Here is a 15,465-nt window from a genome sequence, read left to right as displayed (position 1 = left end):
TGGCGCTGTTCGCCGCCACCACAATCGTCACCCTGTGCGCCGGGCACTCCGTCGGAATGCATCGGCTCCTCGTCCATCGCAGCTTCTCGGCCAGGCCCTCGGTCGAATACCTGCTGATCTATCTCGGAACGCTGGTCGGCATGGCCGGGCCGGTGGGGATGATCCGCCTGCACGACATGCGCGACTGGGCGCAGCGGCAGGCGGCCTGCCACGACCTGCATGCCAACCGGCTGTCGATGCCGCGCGATGCCCTCCTCCAGATGCACGCGCGCCTCGTCCTGGCGCACCCGCCGCGCTTCCACCTGGAGCCGCGGGTCGGGGAGGACCGGGTGCTCCGCTGGCTGGAGGCGACCTGGATGGTCCAGCAACTGCCATGGGCCGTGCTGTTCCACGCGGCGGGCGGATGGGCGTGGGTGATCTGGGGCATTCCCGTCCGCATCGCGGTGTCGCTGACCGGACACTGGCTCGTCGTGCATCTCACCCACCGCGACGGCCCGCAGGGCTGGGTGGTCGAAGGCGAGTCGGTCCAGGGGCACGACCTGCCGGCCGCCGCCTGGCTCACCTTCGGCGAGGCCTGGCACGCCACGCACCATGCCTGGCCGGACTCGGCGCGGCTCGGCACGGAGCCGGGCCAGGTCGATGTGGGCTGGTGGCTGCTGCGGGGGCTCGAGCGCCTGGGCCTCGTCTGGGACCTGAAGCAGCCGAGCAACCTGGAGCCGCGCGCCGGGGTGCGCCGGCTCGGACCGGCGGAGGGGACGATGCCGCGACCCGCAACGGGCGGTCGGTGCTGACCGAATCATTCGCGCGCCGGCCGACCGCCGATCGCGCCTTCTTTCAAATGCGACACGGAGCGCACGATGCCTTGTTCCTCCACGCCCAGGATCCTCGCGGATCCCGCCACCTCGGCCACCGAGGGCCGGGTGGTCTGGGCGCCCGCCCGCTCGCTCTGGGTCGGCGGCATGACGTTGGCGGCGCTCACCCTCGCGCCCACCTACGTCACCCCCGGGGCCGTGGCTCTGTTCCTCGCCACGAGCGCGGTGACGCTCTGCGCCGGGCACTCGATCGGCCTGCACCGGCTGCTGATCCACCGCAGCTTCTCCGCTCCCCTCTGGGTGGAACGCCTGCTCGTCTATCTCGGCACGCTGGTGGGCATGGCCGGCCCCCTCGGCATGGTGCAGCTCCACGACACCCGGGACTGGGCCCAGCGCCAAGCCGCCTGCCATCCGCTGCATGCGCACGGGGCCGGCTTCCTGCGCGATGCCTGGTGGCAGATGCATAGCCGCCTCGTGCTGGCGCATCCGCCCCGCTTCGTGCCGGAGGCGGCTCTGGCGCGGGACCCGTTCCTCGCCGGCCTGGAGGCGACCTGGATGGCGCAGCAACTGCCCTGGGCGGTGCTGTTCTACGGGATCGGCGGAATGCCTTGGCTGGTCTGGGGCATCCCGATGCGGATCGCGGTCGGCCTCACCGGGCATTGGCTCGTCGGCCATCTCACCCATCGCCGAGGCCCGCAGGGCTGGGTCGTGGACGGCGCGGCGGTCCAGGGGCACGACCTGCCGGCGGCCTCCCTCGTCACCTTCGGCGAGGCTTGGCACGGCAATCATCACGCCTGGCCGGAATCCGCCCGTCTCGGACTGGAGCCCGGCCAACACGATTCGGGCTGGTGGGTGCTGCTGGCCCTGCGCCGGCTCGGGCTCGTCTGGGGCCTGAAGCAGCCGGTCGACCTGGAGCCGCGCGCCGGCCTGCGCCGGGTCGCACGGATGGGCGCGACCCGCTGAGGCGAGTCCCCTGCCCTCAGATCGCGAGCTTGCCCGGCTCGATCGCCGCGATGGCCGCCCGAGCGCCGAGGCGGCGCAGGGCCTCGCCCACCATGAGGAGGGCCGGCCCCTCGTGGCCGGAGGCCTCGACCCGGTCGGCGAGGTCGGCGGCGTCGGCCTCGACCACCTGCTGGTTCGGGCGGGTGGCGTTGAAGACGAGCAGCGCCGGGGTCGTCGGCGCGAGGCCCTCGGCGACCGCCCGCTCCAGCAGGACACGAAGCGTCTTCTTGGGCATGTAGACCACGGTGGTGACGCTCGGATCGGCGAGCGCGCCCCAGTTCAGGTCCTCGGGCAGGGCCCCGCGCCGGTCGTGGCCGGTGACGTATTGCAGGCGCCGCGCCGCGTCGCGGTTCGTCAGGGAGACGCAGAGGGAAGCCGCCGCCCCTTGGGCCGCCGAGATGCCCGGCACCACGCTCACCGGGATATTGGCCGCCCGGCAGGCGTCGATCTCCTCGCCGGCCCGGCCGAACACCAGGGGGTCGCCGGATTTCAGGCGCACCACCTGCTTGCCGGATTTCGCGAGCTGCACCATCAGCGCGTTGATGTCGTCCTGGCGGCAGGACGGGCCGTGCCCGGTCTTGCCCACCAGCATGGTGCGGGCCTCGCGGCGGGCGTAGTCGAGGATCTCGGGCGCCACGAGGTCGTCGTACAGGATGACGTCGGCGTTGCGCAGAGCGCGTAGCGCCTTGAGGGTGAGGAGTTCGGCATCCCCCGGGCCGGCGCCGACCAGCGTCACCGCCCCGCCTTTCGGCGCGGCCTCGGTCTCTCCCAGCAGTTCGGCGAGATCGGTGGCGGTCGGAGCCCGATCCGGCTCGGCGAAGGCCCGATCCGTGAAGCGCTCCCAGAAGGCGCGGCGGTCCGAGAAGCCGTGGAAGCGGCCGGTGACCTCCTCGCGCCAGTCGCGGGCGGCGCCGATCCAGGCCTTGAACCCGCGCGGCAGCATGCCCTCGATCCGGGCGCGCACGGTCTGGCCGAAGACCGGGGCGGCCCCCTCCGTCGAGATGCCCACCACCATGGGCGAGCGGTTCACGATGGCGCCGAACTTCACGTCGCAGAGATGCGGCCGGTCGACCGCGTTGACGATGGCGCCGGTCTTCCTGGCGGCGGCCACGAAAGCGATGCAGTCGTCCTCGTCCTCCATGGCGCCGATGCAGAAGGCGGCCCCCGTCAGGTCGTCGGCGTGCCACTGACGCGTGTGCAGGGTCACGGAGCCCGCCACGATCTCGCCTGGCACGGCGCACAGTTCCTCGCTGGGCTCCGGGGCATAGACGTCCACGTGGGCGCCGGCTGCGGCCAGCAGCTTCACCTTCCAGGGGGCGCCCCCGTTCGAGCCGGCCAGCACCGCGCGCTTGCCCTGAAGCGGCACGAACACGGGCAGGACGGCCAGCGGCTCGAGGCCGGCCGGCCCTGAGCCGCGCGTCGATTCGGTGCCGGCGGGCCGGGTTTCACGGGGCTGACGGGGTGTGCTCATGGGGCTCGGAAGTGGGGATCGATTCGGCCGAAAATGAGCCTATGCGGCGTTGCGTGCAAGCGCCTCGGGCAGAAGCTTGCGGATCTCGGGGATGCACGAGCCGCAATTCGTGCCGGCCTTGCAGGCAGCGCCCACCGCCTCGACGGTGCCGGCCCCCGCGGCGATGACGCCCGTGATGACGTCGACGCCGACGCCGTGGCAGGCGCAGACGGTCGGGCCGGCGGAGGCGGTCTCGGCGCGTCCCGACAGGAGGGAGCGCCGGGCGGCGGGCTCCGGTTCGGCCTCGGCAAACAGGGCCTTGGCCTCCTCCCAGCCCGGCCGCGCCTCGGCGGGGCCCAGCGCCAGGCAGGCGACGAGGCGGCCGGATTCGTAGACGGCGCAGCGGTAGCGCCCCCGCGCGTGGTCGGCGTACTCGGCGAGGTCGTGGCCCTGGAACAGGCCGCGCATCATCAGCGCCACGGCGCGGGAACTCTCCTGCGTGGCGAATTGCAGGCCCGAGCCGCCCTGGATCGTGGCTCGCGCCCACCACCAGCCCTCCGGCAGCCCGTGCTCGCCGCGGGTGAGCAGGAAGCCGCGGTTGCGGTAGGGGACGGCCGCGATGGCGGCCGGCGTCGCCTTCAGCTCGGGCTGGCCCGAGACCGGATCGGGCACGCCCCGCACCAGGGCGCCGACGCGGGCATCCGAGGCGGTGGCGGCACTCCAGTGGAAGGCGGCGAACAGGTTGCCCGGCCGCACGGCGTCGGTGACCATGGTCTCCAGGGTCGCGGTGCCGTGCGGCGTCGCGATCCGGGCGAGGTCGCCCTCCTTCAGGCCGAGCGGGGCGGCGTCGTCCGGGTGGACCTCCACGAAGGGCACGGCGCGGTGGGCCGAGAGCCGCTGGCTCTTTCCCGTGCGCGTCATCGTGTGCCAGTGGTCGCGCACCCGCCCCGTGTTGAGGACGAGGGGGTAGGCCTCGCTCACGCCTTGTGCGAGCGCCGGAGCCTGCACGGCGACGAAGCGGGCGCGCTTGTCGAAGGTGTAGAACTGCCCGTCGGCGAAGAGCCGGGTCTTGCCCTTACCCCGCTTCGGCAGGGGCCATTGCAGCGGCGGCGTGGCCGCGTAGGTGGCATCCGCGATCTCGCTCATGCCGCCGAGGTCGAAGTCGCGGCTGCCGTTGTTCTCGAAGGCCGAGAGCGCGGCGTGCTCGCGGAAGATCGCGGCGGTGCCCGAATAGGCGAAGGCTTGCGCATGGCCGAGGCGCTTGGCGACGTCCGCGATGATCTGCCAGTCGGCCCGGGCCTCGCCGGGGGCCTTGAGGAAGCTGCGCTGGCGCGAGATCCGGCGCTCGGAATTCGTCACCGTACCGTCCTTCTCGCCCCAGGCCAGGGCCGGGAGCAGCACGGTCTTCTTGCCCGTCGCCCGGGCGCTGTCGCTGTCGGCCACCGCCTCCGAGACCACGTAGAGGTCGAGGCCCTTCAGGCTCTCGCGGATCTGGTTCGCGCGCGGCATCGACACGATGGGGTTGGTGCCCATCACCCAGAGCGCCTTGATCTTGCCGCGCTCGATCGCCTCGAACAGGGCGACCGCCTTCATGCCCTCGCCGGTGATGATGTTGGGCGCGCCCCAGAAGCGGCGGACCCGGTCCACCTCCTCCGGCGCGAAGTGCATGTGGGCGGCCAGCATGTTGGCCAAGCCCCCGACCTCGCGCCCGCCCATGGCGTTGGGCTGGCCCGTGAGGGAGAAGGGCCCCGCGCCGGGCAGGCCGATGCGGCCGGTGGCGAGGTGGCAGTTGATGATCGCGTTGCCCTTGTCGGTCCCTTGAGCCGACTGGTTCACCCCCTGCGAGAAGGCGGTGACGACGCGCTTCGTGCGGGCGAACAGCTCGAAGAACCGGGCCACGTCGGCCTCCGACAGGCCGGTGGCGGCGGCGGTGGCGGCGACATTCGGCGCGATGGCGCGGGCCCGCTCCAGGGCGCCGTCGAGGCCGCTCGTGTGGTCGAGGACGAAGCGGTAATCCAGCGAACCGGTGCTGGCGAGGTGCGCCAGGAGGCCGGAGAACAGGGCCGTGTCGGTGCCGGGCTTGAGGCCGAGGAAGAGGTCGGCCTCCTCCCCCGTCTGGGTGCGGCGGGGGTCGATCACCACCAGCTTGGTGCCGCGTTTCGCCCGCGCGTCGACCATGCGGCGGAACAGGATCGGGTGGCACCAGGCGGTGTTCGAGCCGACCAGCACGATGAGGTCGGCCTCGTCGAGGTCCTCGTAGCAGCCCGGCACGGTGTCCGAACCGAAGGCGCGCCGGTGGGCTGCCACCGCGCTCGACATGCACAGCCGCGAGTTGGTGTCGACGTGCGGCGTGCCGAGGAAGCCCTTCGCGAGCTTGTTGGCGACGTAGTAATCCTCCGTCAGAAGCTGGCCCGAGAGGTAGAACGCGATCGCGTCCGGGCCGTGCTGCTCGGCGATGCGGCGCAGGGACCCCGCCACGGTGCCCAGCGCCGATTCCCAGCTCGTGCGGGCGCCGTCCACCTGCGGATGCAGCAGGCGTTTGTCGAGGGAGAGCGTCTCGCCCAGCGCCGAGCCCTTGGAGCAGAGGCGCCCGAAATTGGCCGGGTGCCCGGTATCACCCGCGATCTCCGCGCCGCCCTGCCCGTCCGGCGTGGCGAGCACGCCGCAGCCGACGCCGCAGTAGGGGCAGGTGGTCTTCACGGGGGCGGCCGGTGCCTGGACGTGCGCGTTCATGGCGTGAGCCTCGGCGGTTTTCTATGGTCGTGGATGGAGGCAAGAGACGGGCCGAGGCGGACCGCCCACCCTCTCCCCCCTGCGGGAGAGGGTGCCTGCGGAGCAGGCGGGAGAGGGGCCGCGCGACCAATTCGGAAAGGGCGGTGCTCCCCTCTCCCGACCCGCATGCGCGGGCCACCCTCCCCCCGCAGAGGGGGGAGGGTTGAGATGGCGCGCTCAGTACACGTCGGCCTGATAGCGCCCGGTCTTCTTGAGGTGGGCGAGGTAGGCCACGGCCTCGTCGGGGTTCTTGCCCCCGAACTGGCCGGCGACGTCGATGATCGCCCGCTCCACGTCCTTGGCCATGCGCTTGGCATCGCCGCAGACGTAGAAATGCGCGCCGCCCTCGAGCCACGTCCACAGTTCGGCGCCGGTCTCGCGCATGCGGTCCTGGACGTAGGTCTTCTCGGTGCCGTCGCGGGACCAGGCCAGCGACAGGCGGGTGAGCACCTTCCTGTCCTTCAGGCCGTTCAGCTCCTCCTTGTAGAAGAAGTCGGAGGCCTGTTTCTGGTGCCCGTAGAACAGCCAGTTGCGGCCCGGCGCCTGCGTGGCGTCGCGCTCGCGCAGGAAGGCGCGGAACGGCGCGATGCCAGTGCCGGGGCCGACCATGATGACGTCCTTCGACAGGTCCTCGGGCAGGGCGAACCCATGCGCCTTCTGCAGATAGACCTTGACCTTCATGCCCTCGGGGATGCGCTCGCCGAGATGGGTCGAGGCGACGCCGAGGCGCAGGCGCGAGCGGTGGCTGTAGCGCACCGCGTCGACGGTGAGCGAGACCCGGCCCGGATCGGCCTTCGGCGAGGAAGAGATCGAGTAGAGCCGCGGCTGCAACTCGTCCAGCGCTTCCAGGAACACCTCGGCGTCGGGGCGCGCCCCGGGAAACTTGTGGAGCGCGCCGAGGACGTCGAGATGCGCGGCGTCCCCGTCCGGGTCCTCACCGGCGGCCAGCGCCTGCGCCTTCTTGCGCGCCTCGCCCGAGGTGAGCAGCGAGAGGAGCTGGTAGAGCCCATCCGGCGCGCCGCCGAGCGCGTAGTCGGTCAGCAGCCGGTCGCGCAGGGTCTTGGCGCCGATCCTGCGCTCGGGCCGCGCGCCGAGTTCGGCGATGACCGCGTCGACCAGGGCCGGGGCGTTGGCGGGGAACAGGCCCAGCGAATCGCCGACCACGTAGTCGATCGGCGTATCGGTGAGGTCGATCTCGACGTGCCAGGTCTCCTTCTCGCCACCCGGCGCGTTGAGGCGGGTGCGGGAGACGAAGGTCGCCTCCACGGGGTTCTCGCGGCAGAAGCCCAGCGGCCCGAGTTCGGGGGCGGCCTTGGGCGCCGCATCCTCGGCCTTCTTCGGCGCAGGCCCGCCGGCGGCGCCGAACTCCTCCTCGAGTTTCTTCAGCATCCGGAGCGTGTCCTTGCCGCCGGGCTGGCAGAGGTTCAGGCGCTCCTCGTTCTTGAGGAAGATGGCGTTGGCGTAGTCGGCGCAGTTGTAGCCGCACTGGCCGCAATCCTGCTGCGCCATGGCGGCCATCAGCTTCTGCGGCTCGGGCCGTTCCTTGGCGAGTTCCATCCGGTCGGGCAGCGGCATCGACGGGTCGTGCCACGGCGCGTCGTCGTTGTCGGCGAGTTTCGGACCGCCGCCGGCCGGCGCGTCGCCGGGTGCCAGCGCCGTGGCGCCTTCGACGGCAGGGCCCAGCAGCGCCGCGAAGTAGCCCGAGAGCCAGGCGCGCTGGTCCGGGTCGAACGGGGCGGTCTCGGGGATGAGGACCAGGGGGGGCGTGACGTGCTCGCTCATGCGGCGGCCTTCAGGACGGGTTGCTCTTCGGCGAGGTTGCGCAGCGACTCGGCGCCGGTGCGGGCGGTGAAGGCCTGGAAGCTCTCGGCCGGGCCGGTGCGCCGGGCGAGGTAGCTGCGCAGCAGCGCCTCGATGCGGGGCGGGCAATCCTCGGCCTTCACGGACTTCCAGATCTCGGTGCCGATCTTCGGGGAATCGCCGAAGCCGCCGCCGACGACGATGTCGTAGCCCTCGACGGTGTCGCCCTCCTCCGAGACCACGACCTTGGCGCCGATGAGCCCGATGTCGCCGATGTAGTGCTGGGCGCAGGAATGGTGGCAGCCGGTGACGTGGACGTTCACCGGCACGTCGAGCTCCGTGAGGTTCGCCTCGATGTAGTCGGCGATGACGAGGGCGTGGCCCTTGGTGTCGGAGGCGGCGAACTTGCAGCCGCGATTGCCCGTGCAGGCCACGAGGCCGGCGCGGATGCTGGAGGCCTCGGTGGTGAGACCGAGCGCGGCGACGCGGGCCTGGACCTCGGCGACCTTCGCATCCGGTACACCGGAGAACAGGAAGTTCTGCCAGACGGTCATGCGGATGGCGCCGTCGCCGCACTCGGACGCGATGGCCGCGAGGCCCCGCATCTGGTCCGAGGTCATCTTGCCCACCGGCAGGATCACGCCGATCCAGTTCAGGCCGGGCTGGACCTGCGCATGCACGCCCACATGGGAGAAGCGGTCCATGGGCCCGCGCGGGGCGACATGGGCGGGATCGACCCGGGCGAGCTTGGTGCCGAGTTCGTCCTCGACGGCGGCGAGGTACTTGTCGAAGCCCCAGGCGTCGAGGACGTACTTCATCCGGCTTTTGTTGCGGTTGGTGCGGTCACCGTTCTTGATGAAGACCCGCAGGATGGCGTCCGCCACCTTGTTGCAATCCCCGGGCTTGAGCACGATTCCGGTGTCGCGGGCGAGATCGCGGTGGCCGGAGATGCCGCCGAGCACGAGGCGCATCCACACGCCCGGCTCCACGGCGGCGCCGTCGAGGACGCGGACCGCCTGGAAGCCGATGTCGTTGGTCTCCTCCAGTACCGGCATCACGCCGCCGCCGTCGAAGGCGACATTGAACTTGCGCGGCAGGCCGTAGAGCGAGCGGTCGTTGAGGATCCAGTTGTGCCAGGATTTGGCCAGCGGGCGCGTGTCGAGGAGTTCCTGCGCGTCGATGCCGGCCACGGGCGAGCCGGTGACGTTGCGGATGTTGTCGGCGCCGGCGCCGCGTGCCGTGAGGCCGAGGTCGATCAGCCCGTCGAGGAAGGGCTGGCCGTGCTCCACCGTGATCTCGCGGACCTGCAGGTTGGCGCGGGTGGTGACGTGGCTGTATCCGCCGCCATGCGCGTCGGCGAGATCGGCGATCCCGGCGAACTGCCAGTGCTGCAGGATGCCGTTGGGGATGCGCAGCCGGCACATGAAGTCGCCGCTGGCCGGCGCGAGCCAGAACAGGCCGTGGTAGCGCCAGCGGAAATTGTCCTCCGGCTTCGGCGTCTTGCCGGTGCTCGCCTCCGTGACGAGGCGGTTGTGGCCGTCGAACGGGTTCTCGGCGCGCTTCCACTTCTCCTGCTCGCAGAGCTTGCCGCCGGCCTTGATGGTGGCGTCCTGCGCCTTGATGTGGATCGCGTCCGGGCCGACGGGCTCGGCCGGCGGCGCGGAGGCGCTCTGCCCGGCCGCGAGGCCGCCAGTCATGCGGGCGGCACTGATGCCGGAGGCGAAGCCTTCGAGATAGCGCTTCTGCTCGGCGTTGAATGCGTCGGCCATGGCTAGGCTCCTCACGCTGCGAGGGGTTGGGGCGCGGGCGCGGCGGGGCGCCCGAACATGAGGTCGTCGCGGTGTTCGGCCATCGAGGCGCCGGTGCGGATCAGCTCCTTGCACCAGCCCTGCTCGGCGATGTCGCCGACGAAGACCGCGCCGAGGAGCCGGTCGTCGGCGACGACGAGCTTGCGGTAGAGGCCGAGGCCGGGATCCGACATCAGCACGGTCTCGGCGCCCTCGGGCGCCTCGATCTGACCGGCCGAGAACACCGGCAGGCCCGAGACCTTCAGGCTCGTGGACAGCGCGGTGCCGGTATAGGCCGCCTCCTCGCCAACGAGGTGGCGGCTCAGGGCCTCGGCCTGCTCGTAGGCGGGCTCGACGAGGCCGTAGACCTGGCCCCGGTGCTCGGCGCATTCGCCGAGCGCGTAGATGCGGGCATCCGAGGATTGCATCCGGTCGTCGACCTTGATGCCGCGCGCGGTCTCGATCCCGGCATTCTGGGCCAGCGCCACGTTGGGCCGCACGCCGACCGACATCACCACGAGGTCAGCCGGCAGCACGGTACCGTCGGACAGGACCAGGCGCTCGACCCGGCCCTCTCCCTCGATCGCGGCCGTGTCGGCCTTGAGCAGCACCCGGACGCCGCGCGCCTCCATGGCGCGCTTCACCAGGCCAGCGGCGGCGTGGTCGAGCTGGCGCTCCATCAGCCGGTCCATGACGTGGAGGAGCGTGGTGTCGACGCCGAGCCGCGCGAGACCGACGGCGGCCTCCAGCCCGAGCAGGCCGCCGCCGATCACGATGGCCTTGGCGTGCTCCACCGCTGCCTTGCGGATGGCGGCGACATCCGCGAGATCCCGGAAGGTGAGCACGCCCGGCAGATCCATGCCGGGCTTGGGCAGGCGGATCGGCAGGGAGCCGATCGCGAGCACGAGCTTGTCGAAGGGCAGGACGTGGGTCTCCCCCACCATCACGAGGCCGTTCTCACGGTCGATCTCGGTAACCGGCGCGCCGGTGATGAGGCGGATGCCGTGGGTCTCGTACCAGTCGAGGCCCCGGAAGGCGCACGCCGCCTCGTCGACCTCGCCGCCGAGCAGCGAGGAGAGCAGCACCCGGTTGTAGGCCGCCTGCGGCTCGGCCCCGACGACGGTGACGTCGTACAGGCCCGGCGCCCGCTCGGTGAGGCGCTCCAGGAAGCGCAACGACGCCATGCCGTTGCCGATCACCACCAGCCTTTGCTTCATCGCGAACCGGTCCTCAGGCCGCGATGGCGGGCTTGGCGTGGCGCGCGTAGAGGAATTCGAGCACCTCGGCGCGGGCATGGGTGTAGGTCGCGTCCTCCACCAGATCGAGGCGGCGGCGCGGCCGCTCGAGGTCGACCCGCAGGATCTCGCCCACCGTGGCCGAGGGGCCGTTGGTCATCATCACGATGCGGTCGGAGAGCAGCACCGCCTCGTCCACGTCGTGGGTGATCATGATCACGGCGTTCTTCAGCCGCGCATGGATGTCCATCAGCGAATCCTGGAGGTGCGCGCGGGTCAGTGCGTCGAGGGCCCCGAAGGGCTCGTCGAGGAGCAGGACCTTCGGCTCCATGGCGAGCGCCCGGGCGATGCCGACGCGCTGCTTCATGCCGCCCGAGATCTCGCTCGGGCGCCGGTCGGCGGCATGGGTCATGTTCACCAGCGACAGGTTGTGGTCGATCCAGGCGCTGCGCTCCGCGCGGCTCTTCTTGCCCTTGAAGACCTTGTCGACGGCCAGCGCCACGTTCTCGCGGACCGTGAGCCAGGGCAGGAGCGAGTGGTTCTGGAACACCACGGCGCGGTCGGGGCCGGGGCTGTTCACCTCCTTGTCCTCGAGGAGCACGCCGCCGGTGGAGGCCTTGAGCAGGCCGGCCACGATGTTGAGCACCGTGGACTTGCCGCAGCCCGAATGCCCGATCAGCGAGACGAACTCGCCCTTGTCGATCTTCACGCTCACATCCCGCAGCACCTCGTTGGTGCGGCCCGAGCGGGTGAAGGAGATGCCGACGTTCTCGATGCTGAGATAGGTCATGGGAATTCCTCAGGCCGTCGCGGTGCCGCGGGTGACCAGGGTGCCGACGAAGGCGACGAAACGGTCGAGGATGAAGCCGATGATGCCGACATAGACGAGGGCGACGATGATCTCGGAGATGTGGGAGGAGTTCCACGCGTCCCAGATGAAGAAGCCGATGCCGACGCCGCCGATCAGCATCTCGGCCGCCACGATGGCGAGCCAGGACAGGCCGACGCCGATGCGCAGGCCCGTGAAGATGTACGGCGCCGCCGAGGGCAGCATGATCTTGGAAAAGAACTCCAAGGGGTTCAGGCGCAGCACCGCCGAGACGTTGCGGTAATCCTGCGGGATGTTGCGGATGCCCACCGCCGTGTTGATGATGATCGGCCAGATCGAGGTGATGAAGATCACGAAGATCGCGGAGGGCTGGCCGTCCCGGAAGGCGGCGAGCGAGAGCGGCAGCCAGGCCAGCGGCGGGATCGTGCGCAGCACCTGGAAGATCGGGTCGAGGCCGCGCATGGCCCACTCCGACTGCCCGATCAGGGTGCCGGTGAGGATGCCGACCACGGTGGCCAGCGCGAAGCCCAGGGCGACGCGCTGGATGCTGGCGGAGATGTGCCAGAACAGGCCCTTGTCGGTGCCGCCGTTGTCGTAGAACGGATGGGCGATGATGTCCCAGGCCTCGGTGACGACTCGCGAGGGCGGCGGCAGGCCCGCACCCGGACGCGAGCACAGCAATTCCCAGATCACCAGGAACGCGATCAGCACCACAACAGGCGGGATCAGGTTTTTCGCGATGGTGTTCAGGGTCGCCAGGGTGACGAGGGGCGCGCGCTTGGGCTTGGCCGCCACGGCAACGGTGCGGGCGGCGGCGATGGTGGAGGTGTTGGCCATCACGCGATCCTCTTGATGCCGAGGCTGGACAGGTAGGCGGCGGGATCGGCTGGATCGAAGACCTTGCCGTCGAAGAAGGTCTCCTTGCCGCGCGAGGTCGAGGTCGGGATCGCGGTGACGCCGAGGGCTTTGGCTGCCTCGCGCCAGAGGTCCTCGCGGTTCACCTTGGCGATGAGGGCCTTGGTGTCGGTCTGCGCGTCGAACTTGCCCCAGCGGATGTCCTCGGTGAGGAACCAGAGGTCGTGCGACTGGTAGGGGTACGACGCGTTGTCGTCCCAGAACTTCATGACGTGCGGGCTCTTCTCGACCACGCGGCCGTCGCCGTAATCGATGGTGCCCTTGATGCGGCCGGCGACGTCCGAGACCGGGACGTTCATCCACTGGCGCTTGGCCGCGATGGCGGCGACCTCTTCCTTGTTCTCGGGCTTGTCGCACCACGCCTGCGCTTCCAGCACCGCCATCAGCAGGGCCTTGGTGGCGTTCGGATACTTCTCGGTGAAGGAGGCCCGCATGGCGAAGGCCTTCTCGGGGTGGTTCTTCCAGAGTTCGCCGGTGGTCAGTGCGGTGTAGCCGAGGCCCTGCTGCACGAGCTGCGCGTTCCACGGCTCCCCGACGCAGAAGCAGTCCATCGTGCCGACCTTCATGTTCGCCACCATCTGGGGCGGCGGCACCACGATGGTCTCGATGTCCTTGTCGGGGTCGATGCCGCCGGCGGCCATCCAGTAGCGGATCCAGAGGTCGTGGGTGCCGCCCGGGAAGGTCATGGCCGCCTTCACGGACTTGCCGGCGGCCTTCTTCTTCTCGATGGCCGTTTTGAACACCCGCGCGTCGAGAGCGACTTTCTGGTCGAGGTACTCCTTGGCGACCGAGATGCACTGGCCGTTGACGTTGAGGCGCGCCAGGATGTGCATCGGTACGGGGACGTTGTTCTGCGTCACCCGCCCGGCCGAGATCAGGTAGGGCATCGGCGTGAGGATATGGGCGCCGTCGATGCCGTTGCCCTCCGAACCGAGCACGAGGTTGTCGCGGGTGGTGCCCCAGGACGCCTGCTTCAGCACCTCGACGTCGGGCATGCCGTGTTTCGCGAAGAAGCCCTTCTCCTTGGCGACGAACAGAGGGCTCGCATCGGTGAGGGCGATGAAGCCGAGCTTGGCGCCCTTCACCTCCGGGCCGGCCCCTTGCGCGAACGCGCCGCCCGGCAGGGCGGTCCGGGCGAGTGCCGCCAGGGCGACCGTTGCGGCGGCGCCTTTCAGAAGATCACGGCGGTCGTTACGGAAACCGTCAGTCATCGAACCCGACACCCTCGAAAGCTTGGAGACCCGCCAAAGAAAAAACCGCCGACCAAGCACATCCATCGAACGCGAGAGGTGCGTTCCGTGGGGGACTCGGGTCAGCGGCTCTGCCGACGGCTAAGGCTCGACATCGTTGGCGAGCCTTGGCTGTCTTGCACGGGGCGTGCCAAGTCCGGCCCGCCCGTCGCATCACGGCGATGGGAACCTGTCGGAACTGGTCCAAGCATCTCGGTGCACTGCGCTTTGTCGAGAATGCCTCACCGCGCGGCCGCGGGTCCGGCGCGGCGCGAACCGTCCGCGTCCCCGCTCCGTTGCCTCTCCACGCGCCATCCGCCGCACTGCACAATCGGCGGGCAGGTTGCCGGTGTCGGCGGCACCTCGCCGGCTCAGGTGCCGAGGGCCGCCGCGTACAGGTTGGGCCGATAGATCGCCCGCGCCCGCGCCGCGAGCGCCGGTGTCGCGACGATCTGGCCGGCCGCGCCCATCTGGTCGAGGATCCAGTCCACCTGTCCGGGCGTGGGCGGCGCGGCCTCGGCGCCGAACACCACGAAGCGCGCCGCATGCCGCGTAGTGCCGTCGGGATCGACCACCACCGCGCCGGCCAGGGCCCGGCGGACGAGGCCGGGATCGATGCCGAGATGGGCCGGATGGGCGAGCAGACTCGCCAGCTCGCGATGGTTCTCGGGCACCGCGCACCATTCCCCGGCCCGGCGTACTGCCCGGACCAGGGCGGCGCAGGTGTCCGCCGCGTAGGCCGGCAGGGCCAGCACCTTTTCCGGGCAGTCGAGGGCGAGTTCGCAGCCGAAGGCGGCGATCCGGCCGTAGCCTTCGGCCACCGCGACGCTGTTCCAGGGGCTGCCGGCGCAGAACCCGTCGATCTGCCCGGAGCGCAGGGCCTCGGCGATCCAGGGCGGCGGGATCACCACCATCCGGGTGTCGGCGTCGAGGTCGAGCCCGCCGCGGGCCGCGAACAGGCGCAGCTGATAGGTGTGGCTGGAGAACGGGTGCACGGTGCCCAGCGTCAGGGGCCGGCCTGCTTCCGCCCGTGCCCGGGCGACCCGTGCGAAGGCCCGCGCCACCCGGTCGAGATCGCCGTCGCAATCCTCTGCCTCGGCCGCCATCGCGGTCCAGAGCGGGCACGAGACCGTGACGGCGTTGCCGTTGAGGCTGAGCCCGAGGGGCACCACCAGGTCGGTCTCGGGACCGCTGATGCCGAGGGCGCTCGCGACCGCCAGGGGCGCCAGCATGTGCGCCCCGTCGAGGTGCCCGAGGGCCAGCTTGTCGCGCAGGGTCGCCCAGGAGGGCTCGCTGACGAGATCCACCGCCAGACCCTCGGCTGCGGTGAAGCCGCATTCCACGGCGGCGATCAGGGGGGCCGCGTCGATGAGGGGGACGTATCCCAGGGCGAGTCTCATCCGAGGAGATCCGCCGCGGTGACGATGGCGCGCGCGATGTCGGCGATCTTGCGCTTCTCGTTCATGGCCTTGCGCCGCATCAGGCGGTAGGCCTCCTCCTCGGAGAGGCCCTTGGCCGTCATCAGGATGCCCTTGGCCCGCTCGATGAGCTTGCGGTCGGCCAGTTCGCCGCGCGCCTCGGAGAGTTCCCGCTGCAGCCGCGCGAAGGCATTGAAGCGCAGGATCGCCACGTCC

At 70.8% G+C, this 15,465-nt stretch carries 12 protein-coding genes; 2 read left to right on the top strand and 10 right to left on the bottom strand.

The window, feature by feature from the left end; genetic code table 11:
* Window positions 1–791, top strand: a 791-nt coding sequence (locus MFF30_RS23360) for a fatty acid desaturase (protein WP_238282490.1), incomplete at its 5' end; no start/stop codon positions are given.
* A 66-nt stretch (window positions 792–857) separates the two neighbouring features.
* Window positions 858–1,775, top strand: a complete 918-nt coding sequence (locus tag MFF30_RS23355) for an acyl-CoA desaturase (RefSeq protein ID WP_238282489.1) — start codon at window positions 858–860, stop codon at window positions 1,773–1,775.
* 16 nt (window positions 1,776–1,791) lie between these two features.
* On the opposite strand, the gene cysG is transcribed toward MFF30_RS23355, so the two are convergent.
* The 10 genes from cysG to MFF30_RS23305 form a co-directional block, all read right to left on the bottom strand.
* On the bottom strand, window positions 1,792–3,285 hold the full coding sequence (gene cysG, locus MFF30_RS23350; RefSeq protein WP_238282488.1) for a siroheme synthase CysG: 1,494 nt from the start codon (window positions 3,283–3,285) through the stop codon (window positions 1,792–1,794).
* Between the two features lie 39 nt (window positions 3,286–3,324).
* Window positions 3,325–5,997: a nitrate reductase gene (locus MFF30_RS23345; RefSeq protein WP_238282485.1), complete on the bottom strand. Its 2,673-nt coding sequence runs from the start codon at window positions 5,995–5,997 to the stop codon at window positions 3,325–3,327.
* A 216-nt stretch (window positions 5,998–6,213) separates the two neighbouring features.
* The gene (locus MFF30_RS23340) at window positions 6,214–7,818 is read right to left on the bottom strand and encodes a sulfite reductase subunit alpha (protein ID WP_238282484.1); all 1,605 of its coding nucleotides are present in this window, start codon (window positions 7,816–7,818) and stop codon (window positions 6,214–6,216) included.
* On the bottom strand, window positions 7,815–9,605 hold the full coding sequence (locus MFF30_RS23335; protein WP_238282483.1) for a NirA family protein: 1,791 nt from the start codon (window positions 9,603–9,605) through the stop codon (window positions 7,815–7,817). Before MFF30_RS23335 ends, MFF30_RS23340 begins: the two co-directional genes overlap by 4 nt.
* 11 nt (window positions 9,606–9,616) lie before the next feature.
* Entirely contained in the window at window positions 9,617–10,840 is a 1,224-nt protein-coding gene (locus MFF30_RS23330; protein ID WP_238282482.1) for an NAD(P)/FAD-dependent oxidoreductase, read from the bottom strand.
* 13 nt (window positions 10,841–10,853) lie between these two features.
* On the bottom strand, window positions 10,854–11,648 hold the full coding sequence (locus tag MFF30_RS23325; protein WP_238282481.1) for an ABC transporter ATP-binding protein: 795 nt from the start codon (window positions 11,646–11,648) through the stop codon (window positions 10,854–10,856).
* A 9-nt stretch (window positions 11,649–11,657) separates the two neighbouring features.
* On the bottom strand, window positions 11,658–12,524 hold the full coding sequence (gene ntrB / locus MFF30_RS23320; protein ID WP_238282480.1) for a nitrate ABC transporter permease: 867 nt from the start codon (window positions 12,522–12,524) through the stop codon (window positions 11,658–11,660).
* Window positions 12,524–13,813: a CmpA/NrtA family ABC transporter substrate-binding protein gene (locus MFF30_RS23315; RefSeq protein ID WP_238282479.1), complete on the bottom strand. Its 1,290-nt coding sequence runs from the start codon at window positions 13,811–13,813 to the stop codon at window positions 12,524–12,526. The genes ntrB and MFF30_RS23315 overlap by 1 nt, the downstream gene beginning before the upstream one ends.
* A gap of 389 nt (window positions 13,814–14,202) precedes the next feature.
* Entirely contained in the window at window positions 14,203–15,231 is a 1,029-nt protein-coding gene (locus MFF30_RS23310) for a CmpA/NrtA family ABC transporter substrate-binding protein (protein ID WP_238282478.1), read from the bottom strand.
* Window positions 15,228–15,465: ANTAR domain-containing response regulator (locus tag MFF30_RS23305; RefSeq protein WP_238282476.1), on the bottom strand; the 238-nt coding region annotated here is incomplete at its 5' end. The genes MFF30_RS23310 and MFF30_RS23305, both read right to left, overlap by 4 nt.

Origin of the sequence: Methylobacterium goesingense, from assembly GCF_022179225.1 — a bacterium.
GTDB classification, from domain to species: domain Bacteria; phylum Pseudomonadota; class Alphaproteobacteria; order Rhizobiales; family Beijerinckiaceae; genus Methylobacterium; species Methylobacterium goesingense.
The sequence above is the reverse complement of the archived record's forward strand: the minus strand, read 5'-3'. Positions and strand labels throughout refer to the sequence as shown.